At 70.7% G+C, this 21,688-nt stretch carries 25 protein-coding genes; 10 read left to right on the forward strand and 15 right to left on the reverse strand.

Going from position 1 to position 21,688, the window contains the following annotated elements; all coding sequences use genetic code 11:
- Complete coding sequence (locus BM288_RS12905; protein ID WP_092919824.1) at nucleotides 1–861, reverse strand: alpha/beta fold hydrolase; 861 nt, start codon at nucleotides 859–861, stop codon at nucleotides 1–3.
- A gap of 156 nt (nucleotides 862–1,017) precedes the next feature.
- On the opposite strand from BM288_RS12905, the gene BM288_RS12910 reads away from it, so the two are divergent.
- Entirely contained in the window at nucleotides 1,018–1,749 is a 732-nt protein-coding gene (locus tag BM288_RS12910; RefSeq protein ID WP_092919415.1) for an exonuclease domain-containing protein, read from the forward strand.
- Between the two features lie 105 nt (nucleotides 1,750–1,854).
- Here the strand turns inward: BM288_RS12910 and BM288_RS12915 are convergent, their stop codons facing one another.
- From BM288_RS12915 to glgA, 3 genes are all read right to left on the reverse strand, one after another.
- On the reverse strand, nucleotides 1,855–2,103 hold the full coding sequence (locus tag BM288_RS12915) for a type B 50S ribosomal protein L31 (protein WP_092919417.1): 249 nt from the start codon (nucleotides 2,101–2,103) through the stop codon (nucleotides 1,855–1,857).
- Between the two features lie 118 nt (nucleotides 2,104–2,221).
- Entirely contained in the window at nucleotides 2,222–3,010 is a 789-nt protein-coding gene (locus tag BM288_RS12920; protein WP_092919419.1) for an ABC transporter ATP-binding protein, read from the reverse strand.
- Between the two features lie 69 nt (nucleotides 3,011–3,079).
- Complete coding sequence (gene glgA / locus BM288_RS12925) at nucleotides 3,080–4,285, reverse strand: glycogen synthase (RefSeq protein WP_092919421.1); 1,206 nt, start codon at nucleotides 4,283–4,285, stop codon at nucleotides 3,080–3,082.
- Nucleotides 4,286–4,369: 84 nt separating this feature from the next.
- Between glgA and glgC the strand changes: the two genes are divergently transcribed.
- Together glgC and serB are read left to right on the forward strand one after the other, a co-directional pair.
- Nucleotides 4,370–5,608: a glucose-1-phosphate adenylyltransferase gene (glgC, locus tag BM288_RS12930; RefSeq protein ID WP_092919423.1), complete on the forward strand. Its 1,239-nt coding sequence runs from the start codon at nucleotides 4,370–4,372 to the stop codon at nucleotides 5,606–5,608.
- Nucleotides 5,605–6,261, forward strand: coding sequence for a phosphoserine phosphatase SerB (gene serB / locus BM288_RS12935; RefSeq protein WP_092919425.1), 657 nt, complete (start codon nucleotides 5,605–5,607; stop codon nucleotides 6,259–6,261). The genes glgC and serB overlap by 4 nt, the downstream gene beginning before the upstream one ends.
- Before the next feature lie 70 nt (nucleotides 6,262–6,331).
- Here the strand turns inward: serB and BM288_RS12940 are convergent, their stop codons facing one another.
- Nucleotides 6,332–6,724, reverse strand: coding sequence for an SRPBCC family protein (locus BM288_RS12940; RefSeq protein WP_092919427.1), 393 nt, complete (start codon nucleotides 6,722–6,724; stop codon nucleotides 6,332–6,334).
- Nucleotides 6,725–6,740: 16 nt separating this feature from the next.
- Nucleotides 6,741–7,448, reverse strand: coding sequence for a beta-ketoacyl-ACP reductase (gene fabG, locus BM288_RS12945; protein ID WP_092919429.1), 708 nt, complete (start codon nucleotides 7,446–7,448; stop codon nucleotides 6,741–6,743).
- Between the two features lie 73 nt (nucleotides 7,449–7,521).
- Between fabG and BM288_RS14515 the strand changes: the two genes are divergently transcribed.
- Genes BM288_RS14515 through BM288_RS12960 form a run of 3 tightly spaced genes read left to right on the forward strand, consistent with a single transcriptional unit; the run spans nucleotide 7,522 to nucleotide 8,893 of the window.
- Nucleotides 7,522–7,860: a DUF3099 domain-containing protein gene (locus BM288_RS14515; protein WP_318255575.1), complete on the forward strand. Its 339-nt coding sequence runs from the start codon at nucleotides 7,522–7,524 to the stop codon at nucleotides 7,858–7,860.
- Complete coding sequence (locus tag BM288_RS12955; protein ID WP_404799723.1) at nucleotides 7,857–8,096, forward strand: hypothetical protein; 240 nt, start codon at nucleotides 7,857–7,859, stop codon at nucleotides 8,094–8,096. The genes BM288_RS14515 and BM288_RS12955 overlap by 4 nt, the downstream gene beginning before the upstream one ends.
- Entirely contained in the window at nucleotides 8,096–8,893 is a 798-nt protein-coding gene (locus BM288_RS12960; protein WP_092919433.1) for an SURF1 family cytochrome oxidase biogenesis protein, read from the forward strand. The genes BM288_RS12955 and BM288_RS12960 overlap by 1 nt, the downstream gene beginning before the upstream one ends.
- A gap of 16 nt (nucleotides 8,894–8,909) precedes the next feature.
- On the opposite strand, the gene BM288_RS12965 is transcribed toward BM288_RS12960, so the two are convergent.
- From BM288_RS12965 to BM288_RS12975, 3 genes are all read right to left on the reverse strand, one after another.
- Nucleotides 8,910–9,569 carry a trimeric intracellular cation channel family protein gene (locus BM288_RS12965; protein ID WP_092919435.1) on the reverse strand — a complete coding sequence of 220 codons (660 nt, stop codon included), beginning with the start codon at nucleotides 9,567–9,569 and terminating at the stop codon, nucleotides 8,910–8,912.
- A 53-nt stretch (nucleotides 9,570–9,622) separates the two neighbouring features.
- On the reverse strand, nucleotides 9,623–11,233 hold the full coding sequence (locus BM288_RS12970) for an ABC-F family ATP-binding cassette domain-containing protein (RefSeq protein ID WP_092919437.1): 1,611 nt from the start codon (nucleotides 11,231–11,233) through the stop codon (nucleotides 9,623–9,625).
- Between the two features lie 88 nt (nucleotides 11,234–11,321).
- Nucleotides 11,322–12,077 carry an isocitrate lyase/PEP mutase family protein gene (locus BM288_RS12975; protein WP_092919439.1) on the reverse strand — a complete coding sequence of 252 codons (756 nt, stop codon included), beginning with the start codon at nucleotides 12,075–12,077 and terminating at the stop codon, nucleotides 11,322–11,324.
- Between the two features lie 76 nt (nucleotides 12,078–12,153).
- Between BM288_RS12975 and BM288_RS12980 the strand changes: the two genes are divergently transcribed.
- On the forward strand, nucleotides 12,154–12,774 hold the full coding sequence (locus tag BM288_RS12980) for a biotin transporter BioY (RefSeq protein WP_092919441.1): 621 nt from the start codon (nucleotides 12,154–12,156) through the stop codon (nucleotides 12,772–12,774).
- Nucleotides 12,775–12,925: 151 nt separating this feature from the next.
- Nucleotides 12,926–14,749: a DEAD/DEAH box helicase gene (locus BM288_RS12985; RefSeq protein WP_092919443.1), complete on the forward strand. Its 1,824-nt coding sequence runs from the start codon at nucleotides 12,926–12,928 to the stop codon at nucleotides 14,747–14,749.
- A gap of 18 nt (nucleotides 14,750–14,767) precedes the next feature.
- Here BM288_RS12985 and pnuC read toward each other — a convergent pair whose 3' ends face one another.
- Genes pnuC through sufB form a run of 6 tightly spaced genes read right to left on the reverse strand, consistent with a single transcriptional unit; the run spans nucleotide 14,768 to nucleotide 19,563 of the window.
- Nucleotides 14,768–15,469 carry a nicotinamide riboside transporter PnuC gene (pnuC, locus tag BM288_RS12990; RefSeq protein ID WP_092919445.1) on the reverse strand — a complete coding sequence of 234 codons (702 nt, stop codon included), beginning with the start codon at nucleotides 15,467–15,469 and terminating at the stop codon, nucleotides 14,768–14,770.
- A 1-nt stretch (nucleotide 15,470) separates the two neighbouring features.
- The gene (locus BM288_RS12995) at nucleotides 15,471–15,803 is read right to left on the reverse strand and encodes a metal-sulfur cluster assembly factor (RefSeq protein ID WP_092919447.1); all 333 of its coding nucleotides are present in this window, start codon (nucleotides 15,801–15,803) and stop codon (nucleotides 15,471–15,473) included.
- Nucleotides 15,803–16,561 (reverse strand): Fe-S cluster assembly ATPase SufC, encoded by a 759-nt coding sequence (gene sufC / locus BM288_RS13000; protein WP_092919449.1) that lies wholly within the window; start codon nucleotides 16,559–16,561, stop codon nucleotides 15,803–15,805. Before sufC ends, BM288_RS12995 begins: the two co-directional genes overlap by 1 nt.
- 43 nt (nucleotides 16,562–16,604) lie before the next feature.
- The gene (locus BM288_RS13005; protein WP_092919451.1) at nucleotides 16,605–16,934 is read right to left on the reverse strand and encodes a non-heme iron oxygenase ferredoxin subunit; all 330 of its coding nucleotides are present in this window, start codon (nucleotides 16,932–16,934) and stop codon (nucleotides 16,605–16,607) included.
- Complete coding sequence (gene sufD / locus BM288_RS13010) at nucleotides 16,931–18,145, reverse strand: Fe-S cluster assembly protein SufD (RefSeq protein ID WP_092919453.1); 1,215 nt, start codon at nucleotides 18,143–18,145, stop codon at nucleotides 16,931–16,933. The genes BM288_RS13005 and sufD overlap by 4 nt, the downstream gene beginning before the upstream one ends.
- A complete protein-coding gene (sufB, locus tag BM288_RS13015; RefSeq protein WP_092919455.1) occupies nucleotides 18,145–19,563 on the reverse strand; it encodes a Fe-S cluster assembly protein SufB in 1,419 nt (472 codons plus the stop codon). The genes sufD and sufB overlap by 1 nt, the downstream gene beginning before the upstream one ends.
- 186 nt (nucleotides 19,564–19,749) lie before the next feature.
- Between sufB and BM288_RS13020 the strand changes: the two genes are divergently transcribed.
- A complete protein-coding gene (locus BM288_RS13020) occupies nucleotides 19,750–20,676 on the forward strand; it encodes a COX15/CtaA family protein (RefSeq protein WP_318255576.1) in 927 nt (308 codons plus the stop codon).
- Nucleotides 20,677–20,692: 16 nt separating this feature from the next.
- Complete coding sequence (locus BM288_RS13025) at nucleotides 20,693–21,688, forward strand: Ppx/GppA phosphatase family protein (protein WP_177220392.1); 996 nt, start codon at nucleotides 20,693–20,695, stop codon at nucleotides 21,686–21,688.

Genomic DNA, 21,688 nt, shown 5'->3' on the forward strand with positions numbered 1-21,688 from the left:
CTAGCTGCCGTCGGTCGCGGCGGGCTCGGCCAGGAAGCGGCGGATGACACGTGCCGCCTGCGCCGGCTGCTCATAGTGCACGAGGTGGCCGACGCCCGTGAGCACCGCGAGCCGGGCATCGGGAAACAGCGCGCGCAGGCGGTGCTGGTGCGCGAGCGGGGTGATGTCGTCGCGGTCGGCGGCGATCAGCTGCACCGGCTGCGCGATCCGCCCCGCCACCTCGCCGACCGTGTGGCGGATCGACGCGTCGAAGGCCTCGAGCACCGACTGCCGCGACGCGTAGCGCGAGAAGTAGCGGTCGTGCTGGTCGTGGATCCAGCGCAGCAGTGCCTTGTCGCGCGTCTTCGCCATGAACACGCTCATGCCGCGCACGATGGGGGGCGCGCCCAGCACCGCGAGCCCCGCGCGCTCGGGCAGCGCGGCCGCAGCGCGGTAGTAGCCGAGCGCGAGCAGCGAGCCGAACGTGTTGGCGCCGGCCAGCGCGGGCGTCGCGATCGGGTTCACCAGGATGATGCGATCCGCCTCCAGTACGGTGCCGTCGGAAGCCTGGGCGGCGGCGTGGGCGACCACGATCGAGCCGAAGGAGTGGCCGAGCACCGCCGGCCGCCGCCCACCGAGCGCCGGCGCCTCGGCGGCCACGAACGCCCGCAACCACGCCGCGTAGGCGTCGATCGTGGCGTGCGGCAGCGCATCCGATGACCCGAAGCCCGGCAGGTCTGGCACGAGCACGCGGAAGCCGGGCAGATGCGCCGCGACGGGCTCGAGCCCGTGGTGGTCGCCGCGGAAGCCGTGCACGAAGACGATGGCGGGGCCGTCCTCCGGCCCGTACTCGAACACCGCGGTGCGCACGCCGTCGACCATCGCCTCGCGGCGGCGCTGCGGCAGCGCGTCGAGCAGTGCGCGATACGGCGAGTCGACGCCGGGGCGGGTCGCGGCCGGGTCGTCGGCAGGTCGGTCATCCACAGGCACTCGCCGAGCCTACCGGCGGGTGTGGGAGGCCGCGGCTAGCGTGGGGCCATGACCCAGACCCAGCTGCTGCGCCCGATCCTCGAGGTGAACGCGAACGCACCGGATCGCTGGATCGACCGGCTCGTGGTGTTCGATCTGGAGACGACCGGCGTCGACCCCGCCGAGGCTCGCGTCGTCACCGCCTACGTCGGCGTGCTCGACGCCGCGGGCGAGGTCATCGAGGAGCGCTCCTGGATCGTCGACCCGGGCATCGAGATCCCCGAGGGCTCAGTCGCCATCCACGGCATCACCACCGAGCGCGCACGGGCAGAGGGGGCGGATGCGTCGGCGTCGGTCTGCGAGATCCGCGACGTGCTCGCGGGCTACTTCGCGCAGGGCCTCGCAGTATGCGCCTTCAACGCCGCCTATGACATCTCGCTGCTCGACGCCGAGTGCCGCAGGCACGGCCACGAGCCGCTCGACGCCCGCCCGGTGATCGACCCGATGATCCTCGACCGGCGGCTCGACAAGTTCCGCCGCGGCAAGCGCACGCTGCAGGTGGCGAGCGAGATCTACGGCGTCGAGCTGCTCGACGCGCACGATGCGAGCGCCGACGCGATCGCCGCCGGCAGGGTCGCGCAGGCGATGGCGGCGAGGTACGCGGAGTTGCGCATCGATCCGATCTCGCTGCACGAGATGACGGCGGGCTGGGCGGACGAGCAGGCCGCCGACTTCGAGTCCTACCGGCGCCGCACCGACCCGGCGTTCAGCGCCGGCCGCGGCTGGCCGCTGCGCTCGTAGCCGGCAGCTGCGCGTAGCCGCGCGTAGCCGCCAGTGGCCCGCCACGCCCAGACATGACGAAGGGCGCCGAGCCGAAGCCCGACGCCCTTCGTGGAAGCTGCTGGATCAGCCGCCGAAGCCCTTGTAGCGGTTCTTGAACTTCTCGACGCGGCCGGCCGAGTCCATGATGCGCTGCTTGCCCGTGTAGAACGGGTGCGAAGCCGACGAGATCTCGACGTCGATGACCGGGTAGGTCTCGCCGTCCAGCTCGATCGTCTTGTCGCTGGTGACCGTCGAGCGCGTCAGGAACGTCTCGCCCGAGGCGAGGTCGCGGAACACGATCGGCTGGTAGTCGGGGTGAGTCTCGGTCTTCATTGCAGTCCTTGGTCGCTCGGGCGCGGAAAGTCTACGGCCAACGTGCGGGCCGACAGACGAGTGTATCAGTTCAGTCGAGTGGTGTGCGAGTCGTGGGATGGTGCGGCGCGGCGGGTGCTCACGAGCGCTTGGCGCGGGCGCGCCAGCGGCCGTCCTCGTGCTGCACCTGTAGCGGCACACCGAAGGTGGCAGTGAGGTTGGCGTCGGTCAGCACCTCCTCGAGGGGGCCCGCCGCCTGGATCCTGCCCTCGCCGAGCAGCATCGCGTGGGTGAAGCCGGGCGGGATCTCCTCGACGTGGTGCGTGACCATGACGATCGCGGGTGCGAGGGACGAGGAGGCGTAGTCCGCCAGCGACTCCAGCAGCGACTCGCGCGCGCCGAGGTCGAGGCTGCCCGCGGGCTCGTCGAGCAGCATCAGCTCGGGGTCCGTCATGACGGCGCGGGCGATCTGCACCCGCTTGCGCTCGCCGTCGGAGAGGGTGCCGAAGGTGCGGGTGGAGAGCTCGGTGAGGTCCCACGCGTCCATCACCTCGGCGGCGCGCTCGAGGTCGAACGACTCGTAGCGCTCGCGCCAGCGGCCGGTGACCGCATAAGCGGCGGTCAGCACGACGTCGCCGACCCGCTCGTGGGCGGGGATGCGGCGTGCCAGCCCGGTGGCGGCGAGGCCGATGCGGGTGCGCAGCTCGAAGACGTCGACCTTGCCCACGCGCTCCCCCAGCACCTCGACCGTGCCGGAGGTCGGGTGCGTGCTCGCCGAGGCGAGCTGCAGGATGGTCGACTTTCCGGCGCCGTTGGGTCCGAGGATGACCCAGCGGTCGGCCTCGTCGACCGTCCAGGAGATCGAGTCGAGGATGCGATTGCGGTTCCTGACGAACGAGACGTCGGTGAGCTCGAGGACGCTGGCCATGCAGGCGAGCCTATCGAGCGCGGCGACCCGATCCGCACGGGCGCGCGGGCAGCGGCTGCGGCGCGGCGCCTACCCGGCGGCTGCGGCGCGCTCCGCGATCACGGTGGCGTACAGCTCGCGCGTCTGCTCCGCGATGCGGCCCCAGTCGAAGTGGGTGCGGGCGCGCTCCCGCCCTGCCTCACCCATCCGCTTCGCCGCCTCGGGGTCGGCGACCATGCGCGAGAGCGCATCGGCGAGATCGGCCTCGTAGCGCTCGGGATCCGTCGGCGCGCCGGTGCCATCCTGCACCTGGTCGATCGGCACCACGAAGCCCGTCACGCCATCGTCGATCACCTCGGGGATGCCGCCGGTGCCGCTGCCGACCACCGGCGCGCCGCACGCCATGGCTTCGAGGTTGACGATGCCGAGCGGCTCGTAGACGCTCGGGCAGACGAAGGTGGTCGCGTGTGTCAGCAGTGCGCGCAGAGCCTCGCGCGGCAGCACGTCGTCGATCCAGACGACGCCCTCGCGGGTCGCCTGCAGCTCCTGCACGAGTCCCTTGACCTCCGCCATGATCTCGGGCGTGTCCGGCGCGCCGGCGCAGAGGATCAGCTGCACGTCGTCCGGCAGCGCGCGGGCGGCGCGCAGCAAGTGCGGCAGGCCCTTCTGGCGGGTGATGCGGCCGACGAAGACGATCGACGGATGCTCGGGGTCGAGCCCCAGCGCGCGCGCTCGGCCGGGGTCGGGGTTCGGTGCCCACGACTCCAGGTCGATGCCGTTGTAGATGGTGACGACCTTCTCCGGGTCGAGGGCGGGGTAGGAGCGCAGGATGTCGGCGCGCATGCCGTTGGAGACGGCGATCACGCGGTCGGCGGCCTCGTAGGCACGGCGCTCGATGTCGCTCGAGATGCGGTAGCCGCCGCCGAGCTGCTCGGCCTTCCACGGCCGCAGCGGCTCGAGCGAGTGCGCCGAGACCACGTGCGGCACGCCGTGCAGCTCCTGCGCGAGGCGCCCCGCCTCGTTGGCGTACCAGGTGTGCGAGTGCACGAGCTCGGTACCGGCGACCGCGTCGGCGATCTGCAGGTCGACCGCGAGCGTCTGCAGCGCTCCGTTCGCATCGGCGAGCGAATCGGGCACCTCGTATGCGGTGGTGTCGTGCTCGTCGCGCGGCTGCCCGAAGCAGCGCACCTGCACCTCGATCGTGCGCCGCAGCGCCTTCGCGAGCTCCGTCACATGCACTCCGGCGCCGCCGTAGACCGCAGGCGGGTACTCCTTCGTGAGCAGATCGACGCGCATGGCCTCACCCTACGCCAGCGATCTGCGCGCTTCGCAGTATGCAAATCCTGGCTCCTCACACGTGACTCCCCGTATGGTGAGGCCATGGAGAAGAAGGTCTTCGGAATCGTGCTCGCCGGCGGCGAGGGCAAGCGGCTGATGCCACTCACGGCCGATCGGGCGAAGCCCGCAGTGCCTTTCGGCGGCGCCTATCGGCTGATCGACTTCGCGATCTCCAACCTCATCAACTCCGATCTGCGCAAGATCGTGGTGCTGACGCAGTACAAGTCGCATTCGCTCGACCGGCACCTCTCGCAGGTGTGGCGCATGTCGAACATGCTGAACTCCTACGTCACGTCGGTGCCGGCGCAGCAGCGCACCGGCAAGCACTGGTTCGCGGGCAGCGCCGACGCCATCTTCCAGTCGCTCAACCTGGTCGCCGACGAGAAGCCCGACATCGTGGTGGTGGTCGGTGCCGACCACGTGTACCGCATGGACTTCAGCGACATGATCCGCGCCCACATCGATTCCGGGGCTCGCGCCACGGTCGCGGGCATCCGGCAGCCGATCGAGCTCGCCGACCAGTTCGGCGTGATCGAGGAGGACGAGACGAGCCCCGGCTTCATCAAGGCCTTCCACGAGAAGCCGGCCGACGCCTCTGACCTGGTCGTCGCCCCCGGCGAGGTGCTGGCCTCGATGGGCAACTACGTCTTCGACGCGGATGCGCTGGTCGAGGCGGTCACGGTCGACAACGGGCTCGAGGGCTCGAGCCACGACATGGGCGGCGACATCATCCCGTGGTTCGTCGAGCGCGGCGAGGCCGCCATGTACGACCTCAAGCACAACACCGTGCCGGGCGCGACCGAGCGCGACAAGTACTACTGGCGCGACGTGGGAACCATCGAGTCGTTCTTCGACGCCCACATGGACCTCATCTCGGCGCTGCCGATCTTCAACCTCTACAACCGCGAGTGGCCGATCTACACGCAGATCGTGAACGCGCCGCCGGCAAAGTTCACGAGGGATGCGTGGGGCCGCGCCGCCGACGTCAACGAGGCGATCGTGGGCTCCGGCTCGGTCGTGCAGGGCGCATCGATCGTGCGCAGCGTCGTCGCTCCCTGGTGCGTGGTCGATGCCGGCGCCACGGTCTCCGACGCGATCCTGTTCGACTTCGTCCACGTGGGCGCCGGTGCGGTCGTGCGCCGCGCCATCATCGACAAGGACGTCGAGCTCGGGCCCGGGGTGCAGGTTGGTGTCGACCACGACCTCGACCGCTCGCGCGGCTTCTCGATCTCCGCCTCCGGCATCGTGACGGTGCCCAAGGGCACCAAGATCTTCCAGTGAGCGGCGCCGCCCTGCTGCTGGTCACCGACGTCGACTCCACGCTCATCCGCGATGAGGTCATCGAGCTGATCGCGCGCGCGGTCGGGCCCGCCGCCGAGCGTCACGTGGCCGCGGTCACCGATCGCGCGATGCGCGGCGAGCTCGATTTCGCCGCCTCGCTCGCCGAGCGTCTGCTGATGCTCGAGGGCCTGCCCGCATCCGTGCTCGACGACGTGCGCGAGCAGGTCACCGTCACCGACGGCGTGCCGGAGCTGATCGCCGAGGTGCACGAGCGCGGCGGCGTCGTCGCGGCCGTCTCGGGCGGCTTCCACGAGGTGCTCGACCCGCTGGCGGCGCAGCTCGGCATCGACCATGCGCGCGCCAACCGGCTCGAGGTGGCGGATGGGCGCCTGACGGGCCGCTCGATCGGTCCCGTCATCGACGGTGCGGCCAAGCGCGACACGCTCGAGTCGCTGCGCCTCAACCTGGGCGTGCCGCGCGAGCGCATCGTCGCGGTCGGCGACGGCGCCAACGACCTGCTGATGATGGGAGCGGCGGGCATCTCGGTCGCGTTCTGCGCGAAGCCCGCCGTGCGCGAGCAGGCGAGCCACATCGTCGAGGTGCCCGACTTCCGCGAGCTCATCGCGCTGCTGCCCGCGCCCGCTCGCCCCTGAAAGCAGATGCATGGCGATCGGCGCTCCCGACCGCCGGTTGTGAGCAAACCGTCGTACACCTGCGGAGCGCTCAGCGCTCGAGCAGCGACCTGAGCCGCGCGAGGTCGGCGGCCACCGCCTGCGCGTCGGCCTCGAACGCATCCGCGCTCACGCCGTCCAGGCGTCGCAGCGTGAAGACGACCTCTGCGCCGTGCGGATGCGCCAGCACACGCAGCGGGTTGTGGACGACCGTGCCGTCGGGCAGCGTCACGTCGTGGTCGAGCACGCCGAAGGCGTTGTGCGGCGCGAAGCGCACCCGCACCTCCCCCATCGGAGACTCCAGCACCAGCGCGTCGCCGTCCCTGCGCAGCTCGCCAGTGGCGAGGCCGGCCGCCCAGCGCGGCAGCTGCTCGGGATCACCGGCGAAGGCTGCGACCGCGCGCCAGTCGCGGCGGATGACGACGCTGAGGTGTCGCGACTCCATGCCGGGGATCCGGAGGTCAGTGACCCATGCCGAGGCCGCCATCGACGGGGATGACGGCGCCGGAGATGTAGGCGGCCTCGTCGCTGGCGATCCAGCGCACCACGTTCGCGACCTCCTCGGGGGTCGCGTAGCGGCCGGCAGGGATGGCCTTCTTGTACTCGGCCTGCGTCTTGTCGTCGAGCTCCGCCGTCATGTCGGTCTCGATGAAGCCGGGCGCGATCACGTTGGCGGTGATGCCGCGCGCGCCGAGCTCGCGGGTGATCGAGCGGGCGATGCCCACCAGGCCCGCCTTCGACGCCGAGTAGTTCACCTGGCCGGGGCCGCCGTAGAGGCCGACGACGCTCGAGATCAGCACGATGCGGCCCCACTTGGCGCGCAGCATGCCCTTCGAGGCCCGCTGCGCGACGCGGAAGGCGCCCGTGAGGTTGGTGTCGACGACCTCCGAGAAGTCCTGCTCGCTCATGCGCATCAGCAGCGTGTCGCGGGTGATGCCGGCGTTCGCCACCACCACTTCCACCGGGCCCAGCTCGGCCTCGATCGTCGTGAACGCCGCGTCGACCGAGGCGCTGTCGGTGACGTCGGCGGCCACGGCCAGCGCGCCCTCGGGGCCGGAGCCGTCGCGCGAGGTGATGGCGACGCGGTGGCCGGCGTCGAGGAAGGCCTGCGCGATCGCGCGGCCGATGCCGCGGTTGCCGCCGGTGACGAGGACAGTGCGTGCAGTCATGCCCCCGAGCCTATGCGCAGGCCCATGTGCGCAGGGCCATCGCCCGCGCCACGCGCGTAGACTGATCGGAGCCATGCGAGAGCACAGAGTTCGAGATAGCGCCGGGTCGCTCACCGACCTCCCGATGTCCCCTGACGAGGATCGTCAGAGGCGCTTCCGCACGTACTTCTGGATGATGGTCGTGCGGGTCGCGGCGTTCGGCGTGTTCTTCATCGTGCCCGACTGGTGGAAGCTGATACCCGCGGCGCTGGCGGTCTTCCTCCCGTTCTTCGCGGTCGTCGTCGCGAACGTGTCGACCCGTCCCACGACCGATGGGCTCGAGGCACCCAACGCGCTACCGCCTGGCCCCTCCGCCGCGGCCTCCGCACCACCCGAGACCGGCGGCGCCGCGCCGAGAGGCGACGTGCTGTGAGCCTCCTGTCGATGCTCGACGGCGGCCAGGGCGCGACGCCGTGCTCGGCCTCCGGCTGCAGCGCCGACGCGGCGCACGCGGTGCACTGGCGCAACCCGCGCATCCACTCCGCCGACCGGGTGAAGACCTGGGCCGCCTGTGACGAGCACCGCGACTCCCTCGCCGAGTGGCTGCGCTCGCGCGGCTTCCCGGTGATCGTGACCGCCTTCGGCGAGACCGTGGAGCGGGTCGCCTGATGCTGCGCCTGCTCCGCGAGCCACGCTGGCTCGGCTACCTCTCGCTGGCCGTCGTGTTCGCCATCGTCTGCTGCTTCCTCGCCATCTGGCAGTGGAACCGGCGTGAGGAGGCGCTCACCGCGATCGACCGGCTGGAGTCGAACTACGACCGGGCGCCGGCGGCGGTGACGGATGCGCTGCCCGACCCGGGTGCGTTCGACCCCGACCAGCAGTGGACGCCGGTGCTGCTGCAGGGCGAGTACCTGCCGGACGAGCAGCTGCTGCTGCGCGGCCGCTGGCGCAGCGGCCAGGTCGGGTTCGACGTGATCGCGCCCTTCCGCACCGCCGACGGCACCGTCTTCATCGTCGACCGCGGCTGGATCGACCAGGCGCCCGGCGCCGAGCAGCCGATGACAGAGCCGGAGACCCCCAAGGGTCCGACGACGGTGGTCGCGCGCCTGCGCCCCGACGAGGGCTCGATCGCCGGCCGCGGCGCGCCCGAGGGGCAGATCGCCTCGGTCGACCTGGACGAGCTCGCCGACGCGCTGGGCGAACCGACCTACACCGGCGCATACGGGCTGCTGGTCAGCGAAGACGGCGGCGTGCCCGACGACGTCTCGGTTGCGAGCCGGCCGGTGCTCGACGAGGGCCCGCACCTGTCGTACTCGCTGCAGTGGTACGTGTTCGCGCTCGGCGGCTTCGCCGCGGTCGCGTGGGGCATGCGCGACGAGCTGCGCAGCGCCTCGCCCCAGGAGCGGCCCAAGCGCGTGCGGCGGACCGACGCCGACGTCGAGGACGACATCCTCGATCGCACCTGAGGCGCGCGCAGCGCGATCAGCGGCCGATGATGTCGATCGCCTCGGTCTTCACCGCCGGCAGCCGCCAGTGCAGCAGCTCGCTGGCGATGCGCAGCGCGCACACGAGCACGGCGATGAGCACCATCAGCCACCAGGAGCCGATGCCGAGGCTGACGGCAGCGGCCACCATGCTCGAGCCGATCAGCGCCGGCAGCAGGTAGAGCCGCGACTCGCGGCGGAAGACTGCGGGTACGTCGTTTGCGAGCACGTCGCGCAGCACACCGCCGCCGATGCCGGTCAGCATGCCGACGAAGGCCGCGCCGACCGGCCCGACGTCGTACTGCATCGCCTTGCTCGCGCCGTCGACGACGAAGATGCCCAGGCCGATGGCGTCGAAGACCAGCACCGGCGTGTCGAGCCGGCTCATCCATCGGTGCAGCAGGAACACCAGCAGGGCGCCCACGAGCGCGACCGCGAGCATCCACCAATCGGTGAGCGCAGCCGCCGGTGTCGCGCCGATCAGCACGTCGCGGGCCATGCCTCCGCCGGTCGCGGTGACGACCGCGAGGCCGGCCATGCCGACCAGATCCATGCGCTTCTGCGTCGCCAGCAGCGCACCGGAGAGCGCGAAGGCGAGCACGCCGACAGCATTGAACGACTCCCAGACGACCAGGACCCATCCGCTCAGCTCGTCCATCGCAGCTGCTCCTCCATGCTGTCAGCCGGCGGCGGAATGCCGCCAGAGAAAGGCTAGGCCAGGCCGATGAGCTCGAGGTACTCGGGATTCCAGAGATCCTCGGTGCCGTCGGGCATGATCAGCACGCGCTCGGGGTCGAGCGCCTCGACGGCGCCCTCGTCGTGGCTGACGAGGATGACCGCGCCCTCGTAGGCGCCCAGCGCGCCGAGGATCTCCTCGCGGCTGGCGGGGTCGAGGTTGTTCGTGGGCTCATCGAGCAGCAGCAGGTTGGCGCTGGAGACCACCAGCATCGCCAGCGACAGGCGGGTCTTCTCGCCGCCCGAGAGCACGCGGGCGGGCTTGTCGGCGTCATCGCCGGTGAACAGGAACGAGCCGAGCACGCGGCGCGCCTCCGTGGAGGTGATGTCGGGCGAGGCGGTGAGCATGTTCTGCAGCACGCTGCGCTCGACGTCGAGCGTCTCGTGCTCCTGCGCGTAGTAGCCCACGCGCAGGCCGTGGCCGCGCTCGATCTCGCCGGTGTCGCTCTCGCTGACGCCGGCCAGGATGCGCAGCAGCGTCGTCTTGCCGGCGCCGTTGAGACCCAGGATGACGACGCGCGAGCCGCGATCGACGGCGAGGTCGACCGCCGTGAAGATCTCGAGCGAGCCGTAGGACTTCGACAGGTCGCGCGCCATGATGGGCGTCTTGCCCACCGGCGAGGGCTTCGGGAAGCGCAGCTTCGCCACCCGATCGACGGCGCGCACGTCCTCCAGCCCCGAGCGCATCCGCTCCGCGCGCTTCGCCATCTGCTTGGAGGCGACGGCCTTCGTGGCCTTCGCGCCCATCTTCGCCGCCTGCAGCTCGAGCTGGCTCGCCTGCTTCTCCACGTTCGCGCGCTCGCGCTTGCGGCGCTCGGCGTCGGCCTCGCGCTGCCGCAGGTAGAGCTTCCACGACATGTTGTAGATGTCGATGACCTGGCGATTGGCGTCGAGGTAGAAGACCCGGTTGACGGTCTCCTCGACGAGCTGCACGTCGTGGCTGATCACCAGCAGGCCGCCCTGGTAGCCCTTCAGGAACTCGCGCAGCCACACCACCGAGTCGGCGTCGAGGTGGTTGGTGGGCTCGTCGAGCAGCATCGTGTCGGCGCCCGAGAAGAGGATGCGGGCCAGCTCGATACGACGGCGCTGACCGCCGGAGAGCGTCTCGAGCGGCTGGTCGAGGATGCGGTCGGGCAGCTGCAGGTTGGAGGCGATCGCGGCGCCCTCGGCCTCGGCCGCGTAGCCGCCCAGCGCCAGGAAGCGATCCTCGAGCCGGCCGTAGCGGCGCATGGCGTCGTCGGCGACCGCGCCGCCCTCGCCCATCTGCTCGGTGGCCAGGCGCATGCCCTCGACCAGCTCGCCGATGCCGCGGGCGTCGAGGATGCGGCGCCGGGCGGTCTGCTTGGGGTCTCCCGAGCGCGGGTCCTGCGGCAGATAGCCGATCTCGCCGCTGCGGTCGATCGTGCCGCTGAAGGTGTGGCCGTCGCGGTCGTCGCTGATGCCGGCGAGCACCTTCGTCATGGTCGTCTTGCCGGCGCCGTTGCGGCCCACCAGGCCGATCTTGTCGCCCCCGCTGATGCGGAAGGACACGTCGCTCATCAGCGTGCGAGGGCCCACGGAGAGCTCGAATCCAGACACAGCGATCATGCGCGCAGGAGCCTTCCTCGACAGGGGGTGGGGGTGAGCCCGAGAGAGCGGGCCAGCCGTTCAGCCTATCAGCGCGGACGCCGGCCGCTCAGCGCCAGGGCGCGGCGAGCTCGGCGATCGTCGCCGTGAGCGCCTTCTGCAGCATCGGGCCGAAGGTGACGCGACGGGCACCCAGCGCGCGGATCTCCTGCAGCCCGCCGACGGCCGACCCTTCCAGCGGATGCGCGATGACGTTCACGGGCAGGGTGACCGCCTCGAGCACGGCCGTCAGGGCCGCGGAGTCGGGCACCTTCACCGGGTACAGGCAGCGCGCGCCCGCCTGCTCGGCCAGCAGCATCCGCTCGACCGCCTGCGTCACGGGGTCGCCGCCGTGCAGCTCGGGCTTGACGAAGGCGTCGGTGCGCGCGTTGATGACCACGTCGACGCCTGCCGCGTCGGCTGCGGCGCGCAGGCCCGCGATGTAGTCGGCATGCTCCTGCGGCTCGCGCATGCGGCCCTCGCTGTGCACGGTGTCCTCGATGTTCAGCCCCACGGCGCCCGCCTCCAGCAGGCGCTCGATGAGCTCGGCGGGCGCCGTGTCGTAGCCCGACTCGAGGTCGGCGCTGACCGGCACGTCGGCTGCGGCGGTGATGCGTGCGATGCCCTCGAGCGCGTCATCGAGGCTCATCCCCTCGCCGTCCCGCTGGCCGCGCGCATCGGCGAGCGGGTGGCTGCCGATCGAGATCGCTGCGAAGCCGGCGTCGACCACTGCACGGGCCGACCACGCATCCCAGACGGTCGGGAGCACGACGAAGTCGTCGTGCATGCGCAGCAGGGTGGTGGCCTTGGCCCTCAGATCGCTCATGCAGCCAGGCTAGATCGGCGGCGCCGGAATGGATAGGTGCACCGAGCGGCCATCGCCCCCGCATAGGCTGTCGCTCATGACTGCAGCTGCTGTGCCACTCTCCCGCCGCACCGTGCTCGCCGACGCGCTCGTCGGTCAGCGAACGCTCGCGAAGGACGCCCTGCTCGTCCTCGCCGGCATCACCGTCGTCGCCGCGCTCGCGCAGGCCGAGATCCCGATGTGGCCGGTGCCGATCACCGGCCAGACGCTCGGCGTGATGCTGGTCGCCGCAGCCCTGGGCTTCCGCCGCGGCGTCGCCGCGCTCGTCGGCTACATGGCGCTCGGCCTCGCCGGTGCACCGATCTTCGCCGGCTTCACCGGCAGCATCGCAACGATCGGCAAGCCCAGCTTCGGGTTCATCATCGGCTTCATCGCCACCGCCGCAGTCGTCGGCGCGCTCGCCGAGCGCCGCTGGGATCGTCGCCCCGTGCTCGCCATCGCACTGTTCGGCCTGGCGAGCCTTATCCCCTTCGCCTTCGGCATCCCCTACATGGCGATGGTGCTCGCCACGCTCGGCACCCCGGTGAGCCTCGGCGGCGCACTCGCGGTCGGCTTCCTGCCGTTCATCGTCGGCGGCCTCGTCAAGTGGGCGATCGCCGCCGCGGCGCTGCCGCTCGCCTGGAAGGGCGTGCGGGCACTCGACCGCAGCGCCGGCTGAGCCGGACCCGTCGCGCCACCGGCGCATGCCTCGACCACGCCCGCGCGAGCCGACCGCGCGGGCGTCGTCATGCCCGGGCGAAGCGCGCCGTCGTGGCACCTCATCGACCTCGCGGCGCGCGATGCGCCGTGGAGCGCGTAGCGTTGCGTGCATGACCGACGCGCAGCAGCCCCCTGCCACTGAGCCCGACGCCGAGCGCACGACGTTCGCGAGCCTCGGCCTCCCGCCCGCGATCATGCGCGCGCTCGACGACGTGGGCTACGAGACTCCATCGGCGATCCAGGCCGAGACCATCCCGCTGCTGCTCGCCGGTCGCGATGTCATCGGACTCGCGCAGACCGGCACGGGCAAGACGGCGGCCTTCGCGCTGCCCGTGCTCGCCGCCGTCGACGTCGCGCGCCGCAGCCCGCAGGTGCTGGTGCTGACGCCGACGCGCGAGCTGGCGGTGCAGGTCTGCGAGGCGTTCGAGCGCTACGCGGCGCACCTGGGCGGTGTGCACGTGCTGCCGATCTACGGCGGGCAGGGCTACGGCGTGCAGCTCTCGGCGCTGCGCCGCGGCGTGCACGTCGTCGTCGGCACGCCCGGTCGCATCATGGATCACCTGGCGAAGGGCACGCTCGACCTCTCCGGTCTCACGCACGTCGTGCTCGACGAAGCCGATGAGATGCTGCGCATGGGCTTCGCGGAGGACGTCGAGCAGATCCTGGAGTCGACCCCCGCCGAGAAGCAGGTCGCGCTGTTCTCTGCCACCATGCCGCGGCAGATCCGGGCGATCTCGCAGAAGCACCTGCGCGAACCCGCCGAGGTCACGGTGCGGGCGAGCGCCTCGACCACCCCGAACATCACCCAGCGGGCGCTGTTCGTCTCCTACCAGCAGAAGCTCGAGGCACTCACGCGCGTGCTCGAGGTGGAGCCCTTCGAGGGAGCGATCGTCTTCACGCGCACCCGCAACGAGACGGAGACGGTGGCCGAGCGCCTGCGAGCGCGCGGCTACGCGGCAGCCGCGATCTCCGGCGACGTGGCGCAGCCGCAGCGCGAGAAGACCATCGAGCAGCTGCGCGCCGGCGACCTCGACGTGCTGGTGGCCACCGACGTCGCCGCCCGCGGGCTCGACGTCGAGCGCATCAGCCACGTCATCAACTACGACCTGCCGATCGACACCGAGTCGTACGTGCACCGGATCGGCCGCACCGGCCGCGCCGGCCGCTCGGGCGACGCGATCAGCTTCGTCACCGCGCGCGAGCGCCGCATGCTCGGCGCGATCGAGAAGGCGACGAAGGCGACGGTCACGGTCATGCCGATGCCGAGCGCCGGCGAGGTGAACACCACGCGCCTGGCGCGCTTCGACGACGCCATCACCGCCGCGCTCGCGCAGAGCGACCGCGTGGAGCGCTTCCGCGAGATCGTCGCCCACTACGTCGAGCACCACGACGTGCCGCAGGAGGACGTCGCCGCCGCGCTCGCGGTCGTTGCGCAGGGCGACACTCCCCTGCTGCTGGACGAGGCGGCCGACCGCAAACTCCAGGCCTCGCGCACCGAGCGCGCCCCGCGCGCGGAGCAGGGCAGCCGCGCCGGCGGCGACGAGCAGGGTGAGCGCCGCTCCCGCCGCGGCCCCTCGGACGCGACGACCTACCGCCTCGCCGTCGGCAGCCGGCGCGGCGTCGAGCCCCGCCAGATCGTGGGCGCGCTCGCGAACGAGGGCGGCCTCGGGCGCGACGACTTCGGCCGCATCCAGATCCGCTGGGACTTCACGCTCGTCGAGCTGCCCGAGCTCGACCGCTCGCAGCTCGAGCGCCTGTCGCAGACCCGGATCATGGGTGTGCCCATCGACATCCGTGTCGACACCGGGCGCGCGGAGCGCGGCGGCCGGAACGAGCGCGGCGGGCGCGACGAGCGACGCCAGCGCGACGACCGCGGCGGCCCGGACGACCGGCGCCAGCGCGACGAGCGTCCGCCGCGCAAGCCGCGGCACTGAAGCCGGGGTGCGGCAGGCTCAGTCCTGCGGCTTCCCGATCCGCGGATCGGGCATGACCGTCTCGATGGTGGGCTTGCGCCGAGCGCGCGACCAGACGATGAAGCCGACGAGCGTGAAGACGCCGTAGAAGGCGTACATCAGCGCGGTCGCCCAGTAGCCGGCGCTGAACAGCAGCGGCACGCCGACGAGGTCGACGGCGATCCAGATCAGCCAGAACTCGGTCCAGCCCTTCGCCATCCCGTAGGTGGCCAGCAGCGAGCCGACGAACGTCCACGCATCCGCCCACACCGGCTCGTAGGAGCCGAGCATGCGGAACAGCGGCGTGATGGCGATCGTGCCGAGCACCAGCACGAGCACCAGGCCGCCGCGCTGCGGCCACGACGCCCAGCGGGGCACGATCTGGCCGCCGCCGTCGCGCGCCTGGCGCCACCGGACCCATCCGTAGATGGCGACGGCGATGAACATCACCTGGCGGCCGGCCTGCCCGAGCAGCGCGGGCAGCTCATGGGCCGGATCGAGCAGCGTGCCGAGGAAGACGGTCAGCAGCAGCGCATTGCCGACGATGCCGACCGGCCATGCCCACACCCGCCGCAGCATGCCGCCGAGCGCGCTCGCGAGGCCGAAGGCATTGCCGACGACCTCGCGCAGCAGCAGCTCCTGACCGCCACCGACCGGGATGGTCGCGGTGTAGAGCGAGAGGAGCCAGTCGAGCGGGTCCATCTCAGATGGAGAAGCCCAGCGCCCTCATCATCTCGCGGCCGTCCTCCGTGATCCGCTCCGGACCCCACGGCGGCATCCACACCCAGTTGATGCGGAACTGGTCGACGACGCCGTCGAGCTTCTCAGCCATCTCGGCCTCGATCACGTCGGTGAGCGGGCAGCCCGCGGAGGTGAGCGTCATGGAGACGACCAGCGCATCCTGCTCGTCGTCCCACGCGAGGTCGTAGATCAGACCCAGGTCGACGATGTTGACGTCGAGCTCGGGGTCGACGACGTCCTTCAGCGCTTCGGTCGCCTCGTCGAACTTCGCTGCGTCAACCTCGATCAGAGCCATCAGACACCTGCCTTCAGGTACCGATCGTAGCCCTCCTCCTCGAGGCGGTGGGCCAGCTCGGAGCCGCCCTGCTCCGCGATGCGGCCGTTCACGAACACGTGCACGCGGTCGGGCTCGATGTAGCGCAGGATGCGCGTGTAGTGCGTGATGAGCATGACACCGAGGCCGCTCTCGGCCTTGATCCGGTTCACGCCCTCGGAGACGATGCGCAGCGCGTCGACGTCCAGGCCGGAGTCGGTCTCGTCGAGCACGGCGAACGCCGGGCGCAGGAGCTCCATCTGGAGGATCTCGTGCCGCTTCTTCTCGCCGCCCGAGAAGCCCTCGTTGACGTTGCGCTCACCGAACGACGGGTCCATGCGGAGGTTCTCCATGGCGCCGCGAACGCTGCCGATCCACTCGCGGACGCGCGGTGCCTCGCCCGAGATCGCCGTCTTGGCGGTGCGCAGGAAGTTCGACACCGTCACGCCCGGGATCTCGACCGGGTACTGCATGGCCAGGAACAGGCCGGCGCGCGCGCGCTCGTCGACGCTCATCGCGAGGACGTCCTGGCCGTCGAGCGTGATCGAGCCGCCGTCGACGACGTACCGGGGGTGGCCGGCGATCGTGTAGGCGAGCGTCGACTTGCCAGAGCCGTTGGGGCCCATGATGGCGTGGATCTCGTCGGAGTTGATCGTGAGATCGACACCGCGCAGGATCTCCTTCTTGCCCTGCTCGGTCTCGATGGAGACCTGCAGGTCCTTGATTTCCAGGACGCTCATGGCGCTTCCTTCCTTCGCGGCAGCAGCCGCGTCAATCCGTCTGCTACTGCTGAGTCAGTGGGTTCTGGACGTCGACGAGCACATCGTCGCCGTCGATGGTCACGGGGAACACGGGAACCGGCTCGTAGGCGGGCAGGTTCAAGGGCTTGCCCGTCTTGAGCGCGAACTGCGAGCCGTGCGCCCAGCACTCGATCGCATCGCCCTCGACGAAGCCCTCCGAGAGTGAGATCTCACCGTGCGTGCAGGTATCCCCGATGGCGTGGATGTCACCGGCGGAGTCCTTGACGATCGCGACCGCGATGCCGTCGAGGTCCACCTTCATGGCCGCGTTGACGGCGACGTCGTTCACGCCGCAGGCACGCTGTGCGCTCATGCCCCCGCCTTCGTGGCCGGGGCGAGACCCGCACCGCGGCGCAGCTCCTCCTCGATCGCCTCGGCGAGGCGCTGCTCGATCTCGGGCACCCCGATCTTCTGCACGATCTCCATGAGGAAGCCGATCACGACGAGGCGACGAGCCTCCTCCTCCTCGATGCCGCGCGACTCGAGGTAGAAGAGCTGCTCGTCGTCGAAGCGACCGGTGGCGGAAGCGTGGCCCGCCCCCGCGATGTCGCCGGTCTGGATCTCGAGGTTCGGGATGCTGTCGGCACGCGCGCCGTCGGTCAGCACCAGGTTCTGGTTCTTCTCGTAGCTGTCGGTGTCGGTCGCTCCGTTGCCGATCAGCACGTCGCCGATCCAGACCGAGCGTGCGCCGGTGCCCTGCAGCGCGCCCTTGTAGAGCACGTTGCCGCGGGTCGAGACGCCCTCGTGGAACATGAAGACCTGGCTCTCGATGTGCTGGCCGCTGTCGGCGAACGACAGGCCGTACATGTCGCCCTCGGCGTGGAGGCCGGCGAGGCGCATCGACGGGTTGACGCGCGCGACGCCACCGCCGAAGGAGACCACCATGTGCTTGAGGTACGCGCCCTCGCCCACGACGGCCTGGTGCGAGGAGGCGTGAACGGTGTCGTCCTCCCAGTCCTGCACCGAGATGAGCGTCAGGCGGGCGCCCTCGCGCACGATGATCTCGAGGTTCTGCGCATACAGCGCCGAGCCGGAATGGTGCAGCACGATGGTGCCGACCGATCCCGGCATGGCCTCGATGACGATGTGCGCGTTCGAGTGGCGGTCCGCGCCCTTGCCGATCAGGCGGGCGATGACCGGCTCCTCCTGCACCTGCCCCTCGGGGAGACGGATGTGGAGCGCATTCGCGCAGCGCTTCCAGGCGATCGCGCTGACGACGTCCTCGGGGCGGAAGATCTCGCCGCGCGGCGCGGTGTCGTGACCGGTCGACTCGACCAGCAGGCCGCGGGATTCGAGCTCACCGAGCTGGTAGTCGATGCCGATGTCGTCGCCGGTCTCGGTCTCCTCGTCGACGAACAGCGGCGCGAGCCGCTTGATGTCGGAGAGCCGCCAGTTCACCTCGCGGCCGGTCGGCGTGCCGAACTCGGCCGGGTCGAACGAGGTCGGGCGCTCGGACCGGGTCTGGATGGGGACGAAGGGCTCAGCCGACGTCAGGTGGGCAGGGGTCGTCTCTGTCGCAGTCATCAACCGACGGATCCTTCCATGCTCATCTCGATGAGCTTGTTGAGCTCGAGCGCGTACTCCATCGGCAGCTCGCGGGCGATCGGCTCGATGAAGCCGCGGACGATCATCGCCATCGCCTCGGTCTCCGTCATGCCGCGGGACATGAGATAGAACAGCTGCTCCTCGCTGACCTTCGAGACGGTCGCCTCGTGGCCGAGCACCACGTCGTCGACACGGATGTCGATCGCCGGGTAGGTGTCGGAGCGCGACATCGTGTCGACCAGCAGGGCGTCGCAGACGACGCTGTTGGCGGAGTGGTGCGCGTTCGCATCCACGCGCACCTCGCCGCGGTAGCCGGCTCGGCCGCCGCCGCGGGCGATCGACTTCGAGACGATCGACGACGTCGTGTGCGGGGCCATGTGGATCATCTTCGCGCCGGCGTCCTGGTGCTGGCCGGGGCCGGCGAAGGCCACCGACAGCGTCTCGCCCTTGGCGCGCTCGCCCATCAGGTAGATCGACGGGTACTTCATCGTCACCTTGGAGCCGATGTTGCCGTCGATCCACTCCATGGTCGCGCCCTCTTCGGCGATCGCGCGCTTGGTGACCAGGTTGTAGACGTTGTTCGACCAGTTCTGGATGGTCGTGTAGCGAACGCGGGCGTTCTTCTTCACGACGATCTCGACCACTGCCGAGTGCAGCGAGTCGGATGAGTAGATCGGGGCCGTGCAGCCCTCGATGTAGTGCACGTACGAGCCCTCGTCGGCGATGATGAGCGTGCGCTCGAACTGGCCCATGTTCTCGGTGTTGATGCGGAAGTACGCCTGCAGCGGGATCTCCACATGCACCCCCGGCGGCACGTAGACGAACGAGCCGCCCGACCACACGGCCGTGTTCAGCGCGGCGAACTTGTTGTCGCCAGCCGGGATGATGGTGCCGAAGTACTCCTCGAAGAACTCCGGGTGCTCGCGCAGCGCCGTGTCGGTGTCCATGAAGATGACACCCTGCGCCTCCAGGTCGGCCTGGATCGAGTGGAAGACCACTTCGGACTCGTACTGCGCTGCGACACCGGCGACGAGGCGGCTGCGCTCGGCCTCCGGGATGCCGAGGCGGTCGTACGTGTTGCGGATGTCCTCGGGGAGGTCCTCCCACGTCTGCGCCTGGCGCTCGGTCGAGCGGACGAAGTACTTGATGTTGTCGAAGTCGATGCCGGAGATGTCGGCACCCCACGTCGGCATCGGCTTGCGCCCGAACAGCTGCAGCCCCTTGAGGCGGCGCTCGAGCATCCAGTCGGACTCGTTCTTGAGCTCGGAGATCTCGCGGACCACCTGCTCGCTCAGTCCGCGCTTGGCAATGGCTCCCGCTTCGTCGGAGTCATGCCAGCCGAACTCGTACTGCCCCAGGCTCTCGAGCTCGGGCCGGTCGATCAGGACATCAGACATCGCTCCCCCTTCCACACGTCTATTGCAACCCGGCGGTGCTCCTCGGCATTCCGCGCGGCCCCCGAACCTCCATGGTCGGGCCATAATGAAAGGGCCTTCGCACATGCCTCGCCGCTTGAGCGGCACGGGGGTTCGGAGCCGATGGGCTCCCCACGATCCTATCGCGAACGGCAGGAGAGGTGCACCTTGCTCACGCGCTCGCGCAGCCTGATGATCGCCGCATGGACGACACTGGTCACACAGATCGTCATCGTCGGCACGGGTGGGGCCGTGCGCCTGACCGGATCCGGCCTCGGCTGCTCGCAGTGGCCCAACTGCACCCCCGGCTCGTTCACGCCCGTGCCCGAGCAGGGCATCCACGGCATCATCGAGTTCGCCAACCGCGTCAACGGCGGCATCGTCGTGGGCGTCGCGGCGGTGATGCTCGTGATGGCGCTGGTGCAGCGGGCCGGCAGGCTGATCGTGACCCTCGCAGCGCTCATCCTGGGCCTCACGGTCGCGCAGGCGCTGATCGGTGCCGTCGTCGTCTGGATGGAGCTGCGACCCGACACGGTTGGCGTCCACTTCTACCTCTCGGTGATCCTGGTCGGCCTGGCGGCGGTGCTGGCGTGGAAGGTGGTCGTCGGCCCCGCGGGCCCGCGCACGGCGCCGCGCTGGCAGTCGCTGCTCGTGCACGCCATGACGCTCGTCCTCGCGATCGTGATCTTCGTGGGCGTCCTCACCACCGGGTCCGGGCCGCACGCCGGCGACGGCGGCGCCGCGCGCAACGGCCTCGATCCGGCGATCATGCAGCACGTGCACGCCATCCCCGGCTACGTGCTGCTGGCGCTCGTGCTCGGCGTCGTGGTCGCCGCTGCGGTCCGCGGTCCTCGCGCACACCTGCGCTGGTCGCTGGCGCTGCTGGGCATGATCCTGGTGCAGATCGTCATCGGCATCGTGCAGTCCGACACTGGCCTGCCCGTGCTGCTGGTCGGCATCCACATGGTCGTCTCCGTCGTCATCACGGCGCTGGGCGTCGCGACCGTGCTGTCCCTGCGGCCGTCGGTGCGAGCGGATGCGTCCACAGACGTCGCCGACGCGCTGGACGCCGCGCAGGCGCCCGCCTCGGCCTGATGGCAGGATCGGGCGCATGACCAGCGCCCGGCAGCCCACCGCCACCGACCGACCCGAGGACGGCGGCCTCGGCGACATGCGGCACGGCACGCGCCTGGGCGTGCTCGACATCGGCTCGAACACGGTGCATCTGCTGATCGTCGACGTGCGCCTCGGCGGCCGCCCGGTGCCGCAGCGCTCCCACAAGCTGACGCTGCGCCTGATGCGCTACCTCGATGAGCACGGGACGATCAGCGAGCAGGGCGTCGCCGCACTGCTCGCCGCCATCGGCGAGTGCGCCGCGATCGCCCGTGATGAGCACCTCGACGACTTCGTCGTGATGGCGACGAGCGCGCTGCGCGAGGCGAAGAACGGTGAAGCGGTGATCGCGCGCATCGAGCGCGAGGCCGAGGTGAAGCTCGACATCCTCTCCGGTGCAGACGAGGCGCGGCTCACCTTCCTCGCCGTGCGTCGCTGGTTCGGCTGGTCGGCCGGCCGCATCCTGCTGCTCGACATCGGCGGCGGCTCGCTCGAGGTCGCGATCGGGCAGGACGAGGAGCCCGACATCGCGCTGTCGGTGCCGCTGGGTGCCGGCCGCGCCACCGTCGGCTTCTTCGAGTCCGATCCCCCGTCGCTCGCCAACCAGCGAGCGCTGCGGCTCTACGCGAAGGGCGTGCTCGATGACGCGGTCGCGCAGGTGAAGCCCTTCGGCCGCCCCGACCACGTCATCGGCTCATCGAAGACCATCCGCTCGCTGGCCCGCCTCGCCGGCAACCTGATGCCCGGCGTCGGCGACGGTGATCGTGCCGTGCTGAGCCGCAAGCAGCTCGACGACTGGCTGCCGCGGCTGGCGAAGATGGATGCCGCCTCGCGCTCCGCGCTGCCGGGCATCACGCCCGACCGCACGTTCCAGGTGATCGCCGGCGGCATCGTGCTCTCCGAGGCGATGATGGCGTTCGGCATCAAGGAGCTCGACGTGAGCCCCTGGGCGCTGCGCGAGGGCCGCCTGCTGCAGATGCTCGACCGCGTGTGA

The organism is Agrococcus baldri (assembly GCA_900114805.1).
GTDB classification, from domain to species: Bacteria; Actinomycetota; Actinomycetes; order Actinomycetales; family Microbacteriaceae; genus Agrococcus; species Agrococcus baldri.